Annotated in this window: 15 protein-coding genes and 1 pseudogene; 6 read left to right on the forward strand and 10 right to left on the reverse strand. The window is 64.1% G+C overall.

Annotated features, from left to right (window positions below; translation table 11 throughout):
• Positions 1–16: 16 nt before the first annotated feature.
• Complete coding sequence (locus B4393_RS07115; RefSeq protein ID WP_078333542.1) at positions 17–1,489, reverse strand: APC family permease; 1,473 nt, start codon at positions 1,487–1,489, stop codon at positions 17–19.
• Positions 1,490–1,743: 254 nt separating this feature from the next.
• Complete coding sequence (locus tag B4393_RS07120; RefSeq protein WP_236743127.1) at positions 1,744–2,742, reverse strand: ketopantoate reductase family protein; 999 nt, start codon at positions 2,740–2,742, stop codon at positions 1,744–1,746.
• 161 nt (positions 2,743–2,903) lie between these two features.
• On the opposite strand from B4393_RS07120, the gene B4393_RS07125 reads away from it, so the two are divergent.
• Positions 2,904–4,163 (forward strand): MFS transporter, encoded by a 1,260-nt coding sequence (locus B4393_RS07125; RefSeq protein ID WP_078333942.1) that lies wholly within the window; start codon positions 2,904–2,906, stop codon positions 4,161–4,163.
• Between the two features lie 20 nt (positions 4,164–4,183).
• On the opposite strand, the gene B4393_RS07130 is transcribed toward B4393_RS07125, so the two are convergent.
• Entirely contained in the window at positions 4,184–4,462 is a 279-nt protein-coding gene (locus B4393_RS07130) for a hypothetical protein (protein ID WP_236743128.1), read from the reverse strand.
• Positions 4,463–4,500: 38 nt separating this feature from the next.
• The gene (locus tag B4393_RS07135; protein WP_078333944.1) at positions 4,501–5,121 is read right to left on the reverse strand and encodes an FMN-binding negative transcriptional regulator; all 621 of its coding nucleotides are present in this window, start codon (positions 5,119–5,121) and stop codon (positions 4,501–4,503) included.
• A gap of 335 nt (positions 5,122–5,456) precedes the next feature.
• Here B4393_RS07135 and B4393_RS07140 point away from each other — a divergent pair, with 335 nt between their 5' ends.
• Positions 5,457–5,696 (forward strand): hypothetical protein, encoded by a 240-nt coding sequence (locus B4393_RS07140; protein ID WP_413816139.1) that lies wholly within the window; start codon positions 5,457–5,459, stop codon positions 5,694–5,696.
• Between the two features lie 7 nt (positions 5,697–5,703).
• On the opposite strand, the gene B4393_RS07145 is transcribed toward B4393_RS07140, so the two are convergent.
• From B4393_RS07145 to B4393_RS07150, 3 genes and pseudogenes are all read right to left on the reverse strand, one after another.
• Entirely contained in the window at positions 5,704–6,732 is a 1,029-nt protein-coding gene (locus tag B4393_RS07145; RefSeq protein WP_078333544.1) for an amidohydrolase family protein, read from the reverse strand.
• A gap of 41 nt (positions 6,733–6,773) precedes the next feature.
• Positions 6,774–6,840 (reverse strand): annotated as a pseudogene (locus tag B4393_RS28505) (MmpS family transport accessory protein); the annotation flags it as partial.
• A gap of 286 nt (positions 6,841–7,126) precedes the next feature.
• On the reverse strand, positions 7,127–7,960 hold the full coding sequence (locus B4393_RS07150) for an SDR family NAD(P)-dependent oxidoreductase (protein WP_078333545.1): 834 nt from the start codon (positions 7,958–7,960) through the stop codon (positions 7,127–7,129).
• Positions 7,961–8,127: 167 nt separating this feature from the next.
• Between B4393_RS07150 and B4393_RS07155 the strand changes: the two genes are divergently transcribed.
• From B4393_RS07155 to B4393_RS07165, 3 genes are read left to right on the forward strand one after another with little or no spacing between them, the layout of a single operon-like run.
• Positions 8,128–8,973, forward strand: coding sequence for an alkylmercury lyase family protein (locus tag B4393_RS07155; protein WP_078333945.1), 846 nt, complete (start codon positions 8,128–8,130; stop codon positions 8,971–8,973).
• Positions 8,974–8,997: 24 nt separating this feature from the next.
• On the forward strand, positions 8,998–9,621 hold the full coding sequence (locus B4393_RS07160) for a maleylpyruvate isomerase family mycothiol-dependent enzyme (protein ID WP_078333546.1): 624 nt from the start codon (positions 8,998–9,000) through the stop codon (positions 9,619–9,621).
• A 20-nt stretch (positions 9,622–9,641) separates the two neighbouring features.
• Positions 9,642–10,370, forward strand: coding sequence for a TetR/AcrR family transcriptional regulator (locus B4393_RS07165; RefSeq protein ID WP_078333547.1), 729 nt, complete (start codon positions 9,642–9,644; stop codon positions 10,368–10,370).
• A gap of 45 nt (positions 10,371–10,415) precedes the next feature.
• On the opposite strand, the gene B4393_RS07170 is transcribed toward B4393_RS07165, so the two are convergent.
• Both B4393_RS07170 and B4393_RS07175 read right to left on the reverse strand, forming a co-directional pair.
• Entirely contained in the window at positions 10,416–11,918 is a 1,503-nt protein-coding gene (locus tag B4393_RS07170) for a PPE domain-containing protein (RefSeq protein WP_078333548.1), read from the reverse strand.
• A 275-nt stretch (positions 11,919–12,193) separates the two neighbouring features.
• Positions 12,194–12,991, reverse strand: coding sequence for a DUF1906 domain-containing protein (locus B4393_RS07175; RefSeq protein ID WP_078333549.1), 798 nt, complete (start codon positions 12,989–12,991; stop codon positions 12,194–12,196).
• Between the two features lie 75 nt (positions 12,992–13,066).
• On the opposite strand from B4393_RS07175, the gene abc-f reads away from it, so the two are divergent.
• The gene (gene abc-f, locus B4393_RS07180; protein ID WP_078333550.1) at positions 13,067–14,725 is read left to right on the forward strand and encodes a ribosomal protection-like ABC-F family protein; all 1,659 of its coding nucleotides are present in this window, start codon (positions 13,067–13,069) and stop codon (positions 14,723–14,725) included.
• A 22-nt stretch (positions 14,726–14,747) separates the two neighbouring features.
• Here the strand turns inward: abc-f and B4393_RS07185 are convergent, their stop codons facing one another.
• A complete protein-coding gene (locus tag B4393_RS07185) occupies positions 14,748–15,776 on the reverse strand; it encodes a fused (3R)-hydroxyacyl-ACP dehydratase subunits HadA/HadB (RefSeq protein WP_078281247.1) in 1,029 nt (342 codons plus the stop codon).
• Positions 15,777–15,781 lie beyond the last annotated feature (5 nt).

Consider the following 15,781-nt stretch of genomic DNA (forward strand, 5'->3'; position numbering starts at 1 on the left):
ACGAGCGCCGTGTAGCTCAGCTTGTATGCACGCTCACCGGCGTCTCCGCCTGGGTCATCGTCGGGGATTGCGCGTTGGCGGCACGCCGGGGCCCCGCCAGATACCACGCGGCCGCAGCCAGGAGCACCCCGAGGAACAGCCAGGGCATGATGTCGATCGGCCAGTCAGGGATCGGATAGACGTTGCGGTAGAACACATATGCCAGACAGAGGGTGGCGGTTCCACCGATGAGGACGGCCATCGTGATGCCGGCTTCGGGCGCGAGTCGACGTAACAGAACGGGGATACCCAGGCCCATGAGCATGTAGGCGACCATGTAGCCGAACGTGCCGAGCGTCCCGGTGTAGGAGTATACGTCGAGTTCGTTTATTCCGCTGGCGGCCAAGCCTATTGCTGTCACCAAAGCGGCCGCACTGAGCAGCACGATGGCCACATGCGGCGTTTTACGCTTGGGGTGCGTGGCAGCGATCTTGGCATGCACCAGCTTTGATTCGCCCATCGACCGCAGTACCCGGCTTGCCGCGGTGAGCGATCCGGTGACACAGGCGAAGTTGGAGGCTACCGCCCCGAGGTCGATGGCCAGCGCGAGCCAATGCTGTCCGAGCCCATCGGCCAGGGTGTTCAGGGGCGTCGCGTCTTGCGCGAGCTTGTCCGCACCGTCGAAGCCCACGATCTGCGCATACGACGCGTACAGGTACAGCGCCCCGGCGAGCAGGGCGCTGCCGGTCACCGCCCGCGGGATGGTGCGCTGAGGGTCCTTGGCCTCCACCGACAAACAGGCCGCCGACTCGAATCCGACGAACCCCAGGGTCGCCAGCACCATGCCACCGACCACCTGTGTTGCGGTGATGCCCGTCGGCATGAGGGGAGCCATCGAAAACCCGTGCCGTATCAGCACCATGGTCAAAACCAGCAGGATCGCCCCGATGGACAACACCTCGAGGACGACGCCGGTCCATGCCGAGACGCGCACACCACGGATCATCATGAAGCCCGCGCCGACGACGCACGCGATTTCCAGGACGGCGGTGACACCGATGGCCGTGCCGGGGGCGCCCGCGCTGACGGGTGGTGCCACCGCGATCAGTGGCTTCATGTACTGCGAGAACTGAGCGACACAGCCGACCGCGATAAGAAGGTAGCCGAAAGCCAAGCCCGTCGAGCCGACGAACCCGACCGCCCGGCCGAACGCTGCGGTGATGTGCGACAACAGATCTTCGCCCGGTCGCAGTTTGGCCGCCCGAGACACACACCAGCCCACCAAGAGCAGCACGCCCAGGGAGACGGCGTAGGAGTACAGCGTGCCGGGGCCGGCACTGGCCGCGACGAGCGTGGCACCGGAGACCATGACGGCACTCGGTGCGATACCCGCGGTCGACTGTGCGACGAGTTCGACCCCACTCATGCTCCCCGCCGCGAGGCCGGGCCCACCGGCGTCGCGGGCGTCCTCGAGCTCTTCGAGTCGCTCAACATTAGGCAATGACGGCACGGGCTCTCGTCCTCTCATTTCGGCGTGTACGGCCACGGGAACTGACTGCGGTCCACGACGACGACAGAGCCCGCCCACTGCATAGACAGCGCATCGCGCTGCGTGCCCCGCGTGACGATTACGCCCGCGGTTGACGGCTTACGCGATCGGCCTAACGTGAGCGCCGATCACGCAGCCACCGTAAAAGTCGGGTGTTACCTGCGATGGTGCGAAATGTTACGGATACGAACGAGTTCGTCCTGATCGGCGAACGTCTACCGGCTCAGGGCCACGTCGAATGCGGCACGTAGCTCGGCATCTGCCATGGAGCCGGCGGGCCGACCATCGCGAACGAAGCCGTTGGCAATGCGGCGCACGAACTCATTGACCGGCGCGGGTATGCCGTACAGCCGTGCCAGCAACACGATCTCTCCGTTGAGGTAGTCGGCTTCGATCCGGCCGGCCCCGCGGGCCAGGCTCTGCCACGATGAGCTACCCCCGATGCCTGCACCATTGACTCGTGCCGTGTTCGACCGTAGCTCGCCGAATCGGAGTTGTTCCTCATCGGCGGAGGCGAATTCGATCCCGGCTGCGTCCAGCACCCGCTCGCCCTCGGAGCGCGCCTGACTCATGATCCGGGTGGCGGTGGTTCCGGGCGCGGCTATTGCGTCGATGGCGTTGACGAGATTGGTCAGCAGTTTGGCATACTTCCAGCGCATGATGTCCGTACGCGGAGTCGAGCCACATCCGGTTGATTCGATAGCGGCGGAGATCATTTCGGTGTTCTCATCGATCCCCCCGGGGTAACGACCGATGTCGAGAATCGCCGGTGTCGGCCATGACCGAAACTCCACGACCCCGGGCTCAAGATGCACTGCAGGGAACACTGTTGAAATGCCGTACACGTTCGCGAACCGGCGCAGCGCGGCTCGCTCGTTGGCCACGCCGTTCTGCACACAGACGATCGGAGTGTCTGGATCTGCAACTGCCGCTAGCTCGTTCAATGCGGAGGGGGTGTCGTTGCTCTTCATCGCCAGCAGCACCACATCGTTGGCCGACAACGATGCCTCGTGCGGGCCGGATACCGCGGCAACAGGAATTGTTTCGGCGCCGGCCTGAGTGACGACCTTCAGCCCGCTGGATTGCAAGGCGGTCAGATGGGAGCCACGGGCGATCAGCACAACCTCATGGCCGGCCTTCGTCAAGAGCGCACCTAAACCACCGCCGATTGCCCCGGCGCCGTAGACGACGAATCGCCGATGGGTACCCACCATCACACCTCCCGCATCGCAGTGACGTGCCCGGCCACCGGTGGGGACGCCGCTTCCGACTGTACGGAGTGAGCACGCTGTTCGGCCATGTGCACGAGATCGTCCCCGGCCGTGCTCGCGCGCACCGCATACAGTGGTCTAGCGAAGAACTTCGAGAGGACTGTATGGCCACGGAAACGCCTGATACACGCACAGAGGCGGACATCCGCGTTGCGCAACCGCGCGCCTTCCTGCCTGTTTTCCTGCTCGCCTACTTCGCCTCCGCGGTCGCGCTCCTGGCCGCCGGTGGCGTGAGCATCCCACTGAGGCTCGCCGAGCTCGACCCAGGGCACAAAACGCAGGCACTGTCGTTGACCATGGCTCTCGGCGGAATTGCGATCATCGTAGTCACGCCTCCGCTGGGGCATCTCAGCGACACATCGACATCGCGATTCGGGATCCGCCGGCCATATCTGGTCGGCGGCACGCTGGTGGGGGCGGTGGGCCTGACAACATTGGCCACAGCCCCGACCGTCGGGGGCGTCGTGGCTGGCTGGTGCATTACCCAGATGGGTTTCGCTGCAACGCTTGTGGTGTTCAACGCACTGCTGGCGGACCAGATTTCTGTCGCGATTCGGGCACGTGTCGCGGCAGTGTTCGGCATCTCGACCAGTCTGGCGCCGGTGGTCGGGAGTATTTTCATCAACGTCCTACCCAACGATCCGCGGTGGTGGTTCGGTCTGCCGGCGGTGCTGGCGCTGATATTCAACGGCGCGGCCGCCGTTGTGTTGCGCGACACGGTCCGCACGCAGGGTGACTCCCGGAATTGGCAACAGATCCTTTCTAGCTATTGGATAAATCCAAGGAAGCACCAGGATTTCGGGTGGGCGTGGATCTGCCGCCTCTTCGTCACCATGTCGGTGCTGCTGGTGACCGTCTACATGCTGTACATCGTGGCGGGCACGCTGGGGTTGTCCGAGCATGAGGCAGCCGCGAAATACGGCGTCATCATCGGCGCATTCTTGATCACCAATATGCTCACCGCGGCGGTCTCTGCCTGGTGGTCGGACCGCACCGGCCGACGCAAGGGCATCGTCTGGACTTCCTGTCTCATCACCGCGGTCGGATTGGTGACTCTCCTGCTGTTCAAGGACTTCCATGCTCTTTTGCTTGGCGCAGCGATCATCGGTGCAGGGCAGGGCGCCTACGCCGCGGTGGATCTGGCGCTGATGACCGAGGTGCTGCCTGAGACGGAGTCGTCGGGGAAAGATCTTGGCGTGGTGGCAATGGCCTATCTGCTGCCGCAGCTGCTGGTGCCCCTGTTGGCGACAGCGCTACTCGGATTACACAGCACTCAAGGCGATTTCAGCATCCTCTATATCGCGTCAATGGTGTTGTCAGTTCTCGGCGGTTTGGCAGTGCTTCCGATCAAAGCGGTCCGCTGAACAAGAAACGTGATGCGGGTCTAGACGTGTGTGACATCGCGCGGATGGCTGGTCGATACGCGGGTGGCACGAGAAGCCGGGAACCGGCGGTGTAGCCCGTCGACCATCCGGTGGGCCTCGTGCAGATCTTTACGCATCGCGGCCATTCGCTGGCGCAGATGCCGCCACGACGCCGTGTGTTGAGGGGTATGCCGAATCCGCTGCTCGACCTTGCCGATGGACTGCGTGAGCGTGTCGATGTGCTCATCAAGAGACGTCAGCAGCACACGGGCCTGGGCCACGGACGGATCCTCAATCACCGGCATATCGTCGCACGTTCTGATGCATTCCACGTGCACTAGCTCCCGGAATTCAGGTCCGCTACCCGTTCAGCGATGTACTGGTCGGAGAACGCGTCGGACCGCCGCAATCCCTCGATGACGCCCGCGCGATTGCGTTCGGGCTGATTCTGCGACATCTTCGCCTTGCCTTCGATGAGATCGATGCTCAGTTCGATCCCGACGATGGCGCGGATCTGCGCGTTTGTGAATGCCTCGGGTGCGTCGTCAATTTCCCAGGGCGAATCCCGGCCCTGCTCGTGCCGGTCGGTGAGTTCGGTGACGAGGGCGCGCACCCAGTCCGGGTCGTCATGAGCGGTGAGCGTGCCATGCACGGTGAGGACTTCGTAGTTCCACGTGGGCACCACTTTGCCGGTCTCGATCTTGGTGACATAGAAACTGGGCGAGATGTACGCCTGCGGCCCGGCAAATATCGCGACGGACGGGCCGGTTCGCCGCCAATGCGGATTGGCCCGCGATACATGACCCACCAGTGTGTTGGTCGCCGTTCGGTAGAGCAGTGGAACCGGCGTCACCAGGTATCCGTCGTCGTCATGGGTGACGAGGTGGGCCAGATCGACAGTGGCGAGGGCGGCAGCCGTCTCCTCAGCCCGCATCGCGAAGTTCCGGGGCACGTACATGACCTTCATTGTCCTCGGCCGCTATCCGCAGCGCGAGGGAGTAAACCATCCGCCGAATGGCGGTCAATCGGTGTCTTGAAGGAAGGAGTGATTCGGTGCGGGCTGGCCCGCGATGTGGCCCGCAGATATGCGGGATGCCATGCCATCCTCTACCTGTTAGCAGGTAGAGCAGAACACCCGTTAGCAGCGATGTTTTACCCCCTCAGTTCCCGAAGACTTTCACTAACACCGCGAATCTGCGGTATCTGTGAGAGGAGTGGGCCATGGGTCTTCCGTCGAGGCGCGCCTGGTTGGCGGCGGCAGTGATTGCCCCTGCGTTTATCGCTGTTGGCGGGATGGGGCTGGGGTCAAGCTTGGATCATCCAGTCAGTCCAACACGAGTTGTATTGGCCAGCAATGACTCCGGGCCCAACAACCCGGATTCGGACATCAGTGGACCGTATGACTCGGACAAGACCAACATTGCGCCAAAGGCGCCGAGTAGTGGTACCGGAATGGAATGTGAAGACCAGGGCGTCGGCTGCGATCACGACCAGAGCGGTTCGGTGCTGTCGTCGGATAACGACGAGGTGTAATAGCGGCTCACCGCGACGCCATCAGACGCGCGACACCGCGCATCATCGTGCGCCGCACGGTGTTCCGGAGGGTTCCCGCCAGCGACTGCGGCGCACTAGCGGGCGCGCTGCCCAGCCGGGGGAACAACGCCAGCGCATTACCGTGATCGATGGCGGCGCGGGTTGAGGCATCCAGCGGGTAGTTCTCCAAGCCCGCGGCGAACAGCTGCGAGGCAGGCAGTGGTGCGAACGGCCAGTCCGACCCGAACAGCACGTGGCCGGGGTCGGCGAAGGCCAGCAGGGACGGCAGGGCTGCCGGGCTGGAAGACAGCGCGGTGTCGAAGTAGAAGCCGGCGAAGTCCTCAAGACAGTCGGCGGGGCTTGCACCGGTGTCGCTGGTGATCGCGACGGCCATGCGGTGGCTGGCGTATGGCACGAATCCGCCGGCGTGGCTGAGGATGAATCTGATGTCTGGGTATTTCCTGCGAATACCGTTGCGTACCAGAAGATATGCCGCGCGCGTGGTGTCCAGGAGGAAGTCGGCCGCAAAGGGCAACACGCCATCGACAGCGGGGCCGGGTAGGTCTGCAGGGTGGATGAATACGACGGCTGAGCGGGCGTCGAGGGCGGCGAACAGATCGTCTTGCCCGTTCTGGCCGAGGTACACACCGTCGTTGTTGGCCAGTAATACCACCCCGTCGGCATGCAGAACATCCAGTGCGCGAATGGTTTCGGTGACGGCGGCAGCGATGTGGGGCATAGGAGCGGTGGCGAAGAAGCCGAACCGATCGGGGTGATCGGCGACCACGGCCGCGGTGTAGTCGTTGAGGTCGCGGGCCAGTGCCGCGGCGTCGGTGGCGGTGGGCAAGAAGGTGGTACCAGGGGTGGACACCGACAGTATCGCCGTGGCCACGTTCAGCGCGGCCATCGTCTCAAGAGATGCCTCGGGGCTCCAGTCGGGCAGGGCTCGTCCGCCGGCCTCGTCAATACCTGCGTTCCGTAGCACCTCGCGGTACATGGTGGGGATGCAGTGGTGATGGGTGTCGATGCGCGCCATGGTGATATCCCTCAGTTGTCAGGTATGCCGGGCCGGGTCTTCACTCCGAAACCGACGACCATGATGACAGTGAGCGCCACCAACGGCATCCATAATGTGCCCAAGTATTCGACCGGCCTGGCCTTTTGACCGTTTGCGTCAGTCCATCATAGGGGCCGTGTCACAAGGGCGGGATGGATAACGAACACGAAATCCCCTTCTCGCTCGCGCGGCGCGTGAGGCAATTGAAACACGCCCGCAGCCTGATCGCCTGCGAAGTTCCCGAGCAGAGCGTCAAATAGTCGAGAACATGACGGATAGTCATCCGGCGTGAGCGCGATCTATTGCGCACCAATGGTTTCGAAGGGCTATTCGACACTGTTGCTTTGCGCGAAATAGTGCCGCACGGCCCGGCCTACGTAATCGAGGCGATGGTGCTATCCGAAGCCGCCGGGGACAGCAGATCGATTGCGGGTAGCAATGCGCGTAACACGGCGGGATTGACCTCTACCGGCTGATGGGTTATCGCCCGCAGGATCCAGCGGCCGGCCTCGTGGGCCGACAATGCCGCAGCATCATCGTATTCGGCTGTAGGGGCGATCATTTCGGTGCGGACCAGCGGGAAATGCACGTTGGTCGCGTGCACGTGGGGGTGCGGCCGCTCGGCGTTGAGGCTGCGTCCGAAGATGGCCAGCGCGCTCTTTGAGGCGGCGTATGCGGAGAACCGCGGAAATGTGTTGGCGTGCAGGGCCCATGTGCAGACGTTGACGAACTGGCCCCGTTCGCGCTCGATCATTCCGGGCAACAAACCCAGACTCAGCTGCACGGCCGCGAAGTAGTTCAGCGCCATGGTCCGCTGGTAGTCGTGCAGCCGGCCGGACGCATCGACGATGCGACGGCGGATCGAATGCCCGGCATTGTTGACCAATACATCCACGTCTTGGTCAGTGAGATCCTCTAGCAGTCGGGCGATTTCATCCTCGCCGGACAGGTCGCAGGCGCGCCACTCGCAGCCGGTCTCTGCCGCGAGTTTTTGCAGCTCGTCGACACGGCGGGCCACGCCGATGACCCGGGCTCCGCGAGCACGCAGTTGGGTGACACTCTCTCGGCCGATCCCGGCGGAGGCTCCGGTGATCACAACCGTGAGCTCGCTGACATCACGGCCCGGGCCGGAAAGCATGGAGTCGACTCGGTCGGGAAGCAGCGTGCGGCGCTGGGCGAACTCTTGGACAGCACGGCGAACGGACACGGGTTCCCTCTCAAGTGGTGACGGTCATGCGCCTCAATATGACCACACGGTCATATTAGAGGTCTCAAGGGTGGTCGCGCAGGCGGGGTTGTCGAACGGGGGAAGCGCCGCTACTGTGTGCAGTGATTGAAAAGTGATCAGTGTTCACTATTGCGATGGAGGTGCACGTGGCAGTACTCAGTGACCGGGCACGGTTGGTTCGTCAGCGCGTCATGACCGAAGTCCGGAGCCATGGAACCGCGCCGACAATCGCTGAGCTGCTCGCCGAGTTCGCAATGCCCGAGAAGGAACTGGCTCCGCTGCTGCGCGACTTAGAGGGAGCAATCTGCCTCGCACGCCAGGATGAAGAACACGCAGACGCCGTGACATTCCAGGACGAGGTGCTCGCCGAGCCGCAGCCGCCGCTTGGCGAACTGGTGTATGCCCGGCCATTCGCGACATTCAAGAACCACTACGCGATCACCGTTGCGGGCCAGCAGAAGTGGTATGCGGAATGCGCGGTCGAAGCGTGCGCGATATCGGGGCAATTCCCTGGTGCCGAGGTGATTGTGGATTCCGTGTGCCGGCAGACGAAACAGCCTGTGCGGCTTATCGGACGCGATGGTCTCCTCGTGGACTACGAGCCACATTCACTGCGAGTGCACCTGGGATATCCGGTTCGTGAGATGCCGCATCGGGTAGTCGGCTGGTGCGACTACAACAGCTTCTTTGCCTCCGAGGATGCGGCAATCCAGTGGAAAGCGGCACACCCCGGAATCGATGGAATCACGCGGTCACCCGAGGAAATGGCTTGCCTGATAACCGGTTCGATTGCGCAGGGGCGTCACCACTATGACTATCAACCCACACTGCCGGTCCTGACGTTGGTGCGACGGCTGCGGGAGATGGGCCTTGCCCGCACCACGCGTTCGGGATTACCCATACCGGAGCGATTTTGGCTGCCGACGCCGAAGATGCTTTCCAGCTGGCGACGAAATGGGCTGGGCAACTTCATCCGAGTGCGATTCCGCTGAGTGACGAGATAACAGGAGGTATGGATGTCTCGCGCCGAAGTGTACGCAATGGTTCAGCAGGAGAAGCGTGATCTCGCGGCACTTCTGCGTGAGCTGTCCCCGCAGGAATGGGAGTCGCCGTCGTTATGCGCGGGCTGGCGGGTACGCGACGTGGTGGCCCATGTGCTGTATGACGGAACCCCGTTGCCCAAGTACGCCTATGAAGTCATTCGAGTGCGTGGCTCGGCCGACAAGCTGAATCAGCTCTACCTCGACCGAGCGCGAGAATGGTCGGCGGATGTGTTGCTCTCTATCTTCGAATCCACCATCGACAGAAGCTATTCGGCGAAGATCCAACCAAAGTTGGTCCTTGCCGACCTGCTCATTCATCACCAAGACATCCGACGCCCGTTGAATCGTCCGCGCACGGTACCCGAGGGCACGCTGCGAACAGTGCTGGACAATCCGGACCCCTTCATTCATTCCAAGCGGCGAATCAGGGGACTGCGCTGGGCTGCTACTGACGTGGAGTGGACCTACGGCAGCGGACCTGAGGTTTACGGTCCCGGCGAGGCAATTGTGATGGCAGTAGGAGGCCGCCCGAGCGCGTTGGCTCAGCTCGCCGGTGCAGGAATGGACGTACTCCGCTCTAGGCTTGGAGACAAGTGAGCACGGCGTGAGGATTTGATGTGTCGACCCGGATGAATGCTGCGGATGTGCCTGCGACGAGGCGGGCCCGACAACGCGTGCAGACAACTGACGAGATCAAGGCGCACGCACGAAAGCAGCTCGCGGACGGTGGGACGGGCGCTCTGTCTTTGCGGGGGATAGCGCGGGAGATGGGCATGGCGCCCGCTGCGTTATTCCGCTACTTCGAGACGCAGGCGGCGTTGATCACTGCGCTATGCGTTGACGCCAATTGTGCTCTCGCCGAGGCGATGAGCGACGGCCAAAAGACCGTGCCCGAGGCAGATTCGGCGACGAGATTGCGCGGGGCATTCACGGCGGCGCGCCGCTGGGCGCTCGCATACCCCGGGGATTTCGCACTATTGAGCGGAACCCCCATACCGGGTTTTGCCGCGCAACCGTCCGAAACAGGTCCTGCCGCAATGAGGGTGATTGCATCCTTTATGGATGCTTACCTCAGCGCGGTGGGCGCAGGCGAGGCAGTTCCGCATCGGACAAGATTCCGTCCGTCGGCTCCGGGGCCGCTCCTCGCCGCAATGTTCGGTGACGGCGCTGCCCTGCCGGTCGACCCGGCGATCGTCGGTATCGGGATCTTTGCGTGGGCGTCGATTACTGGGTACCTCGCCGGTGAAGTATTCGGCAGCCTCGGGGAGCTTGTCGCAGATTGCGATGCTCTCTACGACGATCACGTCGATACCGTCCTGTGCGGTATGGGTTTCGCCGACATCTGAGCTACCGCGGATGAGCCGGCGGCCCAGACACTGGTGTTTGCGCTGTCAGCGTGTCTCGTGGTCGCCGTCCGCGGCGTCCCAGGTTCCCGGCAGCATCGGGATGGTCCGGTTCTCGTGCACGTCCCCGCTGAGGGTGGACAGGCCGGCGGCCTCGATGGTCGGTGATGTTGGGTGGACGCCCGCAAAGCCGAGCCGTCCGTTGCCGGTGGTGGACGCGGTGACAGAGACGGAATCGTCAGGGCCGGAGGGGATGTTGTCGTCCATGGTGGCGTACTCGTGGCGATAGCCGCGGTCCTCGATGGTCCTGCGACGTCGCCTGCGGCTCCTGGCCATTCCGGGGTTGCAGGCCAGTGCGGCAGCGGCCGCGACGGCACTGCTCGGCGCGTGTGCCGTGGCCCCGGTGCTCTGACCCATGGTCGGTCCGAACCCGAATCCGGGACCGTCGCCTCGAACGGCGTAACCCAGGCCTTCGGCACCGGCGGGAGGTGGCGTGGGCGCCGGGGCAGAGCTGGGCGTCACCGTGGATGTGGAGCTCGGGGTGGGTGCGGCGCTGCTCGCCGGTGCCGCCGGCGCACCGCCCATCGCGACCGCGTGCGGCTGGTCAACGCGCGCGGGGGCAGCCTCGGCCGGCACATCGGCCGGCGGGACTTCGGGCATCTGGGACAGTCCGGCCAGGGTGATGGCGAGGGGGAGCGTTATCCCTGCCGCGGGGCCCAAGACTGCCGCGTAGAGAGGCGTTCCCATCACGCCGAATGTTGCGGCGTAGGCGAATACGAAGAACAGCGGCTGCCAGGTAACCAAGGCTGCCGCCGGGTTGGTGGAGAAATCGATGATGATCCGGACAATCGTGCCGACGGGGTCGGTGATCAGTCCCTTGAGCGCGCGATACATGCCCAGGAAGTGTTGCGAGTTCTTCAGCAACATCTCGATGGGATCGTTCGGATCGGGCACGATCGGTGGTGGCTTCGTTGCGTCCTGGGCCGCGGCCCGTGCGACGGTACGACTCTCCGGCGTGAGCACGGGTGGCGCGAGAGTCGTTGGCGGCGCTGACGATAACGAGGTCTCGGAGACGGCCTGATAAGTGCTCATCACGGTGGCGGCCTGTATCCACATCCGGATGTAGTCGGCTTCGTTCAGGGCGATGGGAATGGTGTTGATACCAAAGAAATTGGTACCCACCAGCGCGCCGTGCGTCGCGTGGTTCGCGGCGAGTTCGACGAGGGTGGGCATGGTGGCCAGTGCTTCGCTATAGGCCGTTGCCGCGGTCTCGGTCTGGGCGGCCACCCCGGCGCTGACGGCGCTGGTCTGCTGCAGCCAACTCAGGTAGGGCACATGTGCGCCCTGGTATTGCTCGGCGCTCGGTCCGTTCCAGGAGCCGGCCCGCACCGTACCGAGTGTGGTGGTGAGTTCGTTTGCTGCCGAGGAGTATTCAGTGCTCAGTGAGCGCCAGGCGTCTGCCGCCGCGAAGAGCGATCCGGGGCCGGGGCCGCTGCTGAGCAAGGCCGAATGCACTTCAGGAGGAGCTGCCATCCACAGCGGGGCCGTCATGATTCGTTGCCCGCCTCGCCCATCGAATCGACTGTGCGGGAATCAATTTCGTTAGTCATCATTGACCGGTTTCCAGGACCACGGACGGGCTACCTGGCGTCTCCTCTCCAGTGCTCGCCGACCGCGCCATGAAATCGGGTCAGCCAATGTAGGTTAGCGTAACCTTCTTTCAAATTGTGAGGTCCCTGTGAGGGCGCTTTTGATCTAGTTGCGGTACTCGAGCCGGATTCCTCTGAGGCTGGCGCGCTGGCGGGCCGGAACTGCGCCCTTGTGCGTCACCGAGGCAAAGACCACTGTCCGAAATCAGTTGCTAGAACATCGTCGACGTCAACGTGTACGTCGTCGATGAGCGGCCCGGGATTGGCCTCGGTGTTGACCGCGGTTTGATACAGGACCGCGGCCGGCTCGCGCATCCCAGCCGACCATGCCCGCGTCTGCCAGGCCCACCGATATCCGGCAGTCGTCGAATGCCCGATCACATCGTCGCCGATCGCCCAGGCACAGGCCCGCGCGTGCCCGTAGATACCGGTCCGGCGAACGCCCAGTACCGAGTTGATGCCCCGGAACCATTGGACCGCCAGGGTCTTCCAGGCCTTCTCGTCGATGTCCTCGTCGACACTGAAGAAGATCGGCGCGGACGCCGGACCGCCGGCGGCGCCGTGCAGACGTAGCGCGGTCTGCGCATCGGCAACACCGCCGTCGTAGCCGCGGGTGAAGTCCGACGGGGTGGGCCACCCCGGCTTGCCGTATTGATAGCAGCTCACGACGTGCAGCCCGGCCGCGCGTAGTCCGTCGGTGTACTCACGGGTGACGGGTTTGAAGTCAAAGGTCGCACCCGGCCGCAGCTCGGATACGTAGACGAGAGCACCGGCGTAACCCGCCTCTTTGATCTGATCCGGAGTGACCAGCCGCTCGGTGAAATCGATCAGCCGCAGTCCGTCCGCCGAGGCGCGCGGCGCGGTGAGAATCGGAAGACCCAAGAGTATCGGCGCTGCCAAGGCGTATCGGAGCGCGTCACGTCGCGATACGAAGGATGTTGCACCGTGCTGATCGGACGCCGACGAGTCGTGCACGGCGTGATGCTAACAAGGCTCGAGGCTCCGGTGTGCGTGGATTCAATCGCCCCAGGGTGATGCGACGATGGACCGATGACGGCAACGCTTGTCGCGAAGAATGTGGCTGGGGGTTTCGCCCATCGCACCCTCTTCGAGGGGCTCGATGTGACCGTCGGCCCGGGCGATGTGATCGGAGTCGTGGGCGCCAACGGCGCCGGCAAGAGCACACTGCTGCGGATCCTCGCCGGAGATCTTGAACCGCTCGAGGGCACCGTCAGTGCCGCCCCGGCGGACGCGTTCATCGGGTGGCTGTCGCAGGAGCATGAACGCATACCGGGGGAGACGGTGGCCGCCTACATCGCGCGCCGTACGGGATGTGTCGAGGCGACGCTGGCCATGGAAGCGGCGGCCGCGGCGTTGGCCGACCAAGCTCAAGACTCCTCTGATCCGGCCGACGCGTACTCCGCCGCGTTTGATCGCTGGCTCGCCTCGGGCGCAGCCGATCTCGAGGAGCGGTTGCCCACGGTGCTGGCCGATCTGGGCCTCGGCACGGAAGCGGTGCGACCGGAGACGACCCTGATGACGTCCTTGTCGGGCGGGCAGGCGGCGCGCGTCGGGTTGGCGGCGCTGGTGTTGTCGCGGTTCGACATCGTTCTGCTCGATGAGCCGACCAACGATCTTGACCTCGACGGGCTTGCCCGGCTGGAGGATTTTGTGCGGGATCTTCGCGGTGGCGTGGTGTTGGTGAGTCACGACCGCGAGTTCCTTGCGCGCAGTGTCACTCATGTTCTCGAGCTGGATCTGGCTCAGAACATCACCACCGTTTTCGGGGGCGGATACGAGAGTTATCTGGAGGAGCGTGCGGTCGCGCGTCGGCACCGGCGCGAACAATACGAAGAGTTCGCCGACAAGAAGGCCGACCTGGTGGCACGCGCCCGCACACAGCGCGAATGGTCAAGCCAGGGTGTTCGTAACGCAATCCGTAAGGCTCCGGACAACGACAAGATCCGGCGTCGCGCGTCCTCTGAGTCCAGCGAGAAACAGGCGCAGAAGGTGCGTCAGATGGAGAGCCGGATCGCCCGCCTCGAGGAGGTTGTCGAACCCCGCAAGGAATGGACGCTCGAATTCACCATCGGCGCCGCGCCCCGGTCCAGTTCTGTCGTCGCGACTCTGGACGATGTCGTGGTGCGGCAAGGCGATTTCGTCCTGGGTCCGGTCTCGCTTCAGGTTGACGCCGGTGAGCGGATCGGTATCACGGGCCCCAATGGGGCAGGAAAGTCGACGTTGCTGCGGCTGCTACTGGGGCGACAGCAGCCCGATCAGGGGCGGGTGAGCCTGGGCGCCAACGTCGCCGTCGGCGAGATCGACCAGGCGCGTGCCGATTTCACCGGTGCCGACCGGCTGGTCGATCGTTTCGAGCAGCGGGTGCCGTCCTGGTCGACAGCCGACGTGCGGACCTTGCTCGCGAAGTTCGGGCTGCGTGCCGACCATGTGGAACGCCCGGTCGACGAGCTCTCGCCGGGTGAGCGCACCCGTGCGGGACTCGCGCTGCTGCAGGCTTGTGGCACGAATGTGTTGGTTCTCGACGAGCCGACGAATCATCTGGATCTGCCCGCCATCGAGCAGCTTGAGCAGGCGCTCGAAACCTATGACGGCGCACTGCTGCTGGTGACGCATGACCGTCGAATGTTGCAGAACGTTCGGGTAGACCGTTCCTGGATGGTCGACAACGGCCGTGTTGTGGAGCTCTAACGGAAGGCTCGGGCCCGTCAGATCAGCCGAAGCGGACGTTCATCGTCGCGAGGCCGAAGATCTTCTTACCGTTGGACTTCGCGGTGACGATGAGGACGCCGGTACGAGTTTCCGGATCCAGCGATTTGATCTTGCCGCCGAACTCGATGTCCGCGCCCTCGGCGGCCGAGACGATCGCGGGTGCGGAAAGCCGCACCGCGTAGCGGGTGACCGCGCCGGGATCGCCCGACCAGGCGGAGAGGAATCCGGCACCGAGCCCCATGGTGAGCATCCCGTGTGCGATCACATCGGGCAGGCCGGCCAGCTTGGCGATCTCCTCATCCCAGTGAATGGGGTTGGCATCGCCGGCCACGCCGGCGTAGTTGACCAGGTCGCCCCGGGACAGTCGGGTGTGGTGCACCGGTAGCTCGTCGCCCACCTTCACCTCGTCGAACGACGGCGTACCCGGGGTGCGGGCGGTGTCTCCGGCGATCCGAACCTCACCCTCGGGCCGCACCGTCTTCACGTAGCCGTCCTCGGACGTGCCGATTCCGGAGAAGTCGACATCGTGCATCATCGCCTTCTGCACGGCGGCCATCGTTCCAGGATGGATCTCGTCGGCGGTGACGCCGACGACCGTGGTGTGCAGGGTGTGCACCCGCTCGCCGGCCGGGTCGGTGAAGGTATTGGTCACGGTAATCAGGTCTCGGCCGGCGACTCGGCGCACAGACGTCAATTCCACGTCGATGTGCAGCTCGTCACCAGCGACGATCGGGCGGTGCTGTTCGAAGACTTCTTCGGTCTGCAGGTAGGTGTCGTACCCGACCACCACCGACTCGAACATGCGACGGTTGCAGGCCATGGCGGGGGTAGAGGTGAACGTCAGCGGCGCCACCACTCCCGAGTAACCCAGCTCCGCGGCGGCAGCGACGTCCCAGTGCGCGGGGTGATAGTCCTGCACGGCACGGGCATACTCGCGCACCTTTTCGCGGCCAACCAGGTAGGGGCCGTCCATTTGGTAGTAGTGGCCGACTCGTGCTTCGAGAGCCGACGCGTCTACTGGTGCAGTCATGAATG

Origin of the sequence: Mycobacteroides franklinii (genome assembly GCF_002013895.1) — a bacterium.
Taxonomy (GTDB): Bacteria; Actinomycetota; Actinomycetes; order Mycobacteriales; family Mycobacteriaceae; genus Mycobacterium; species Mycobacterium franklinii.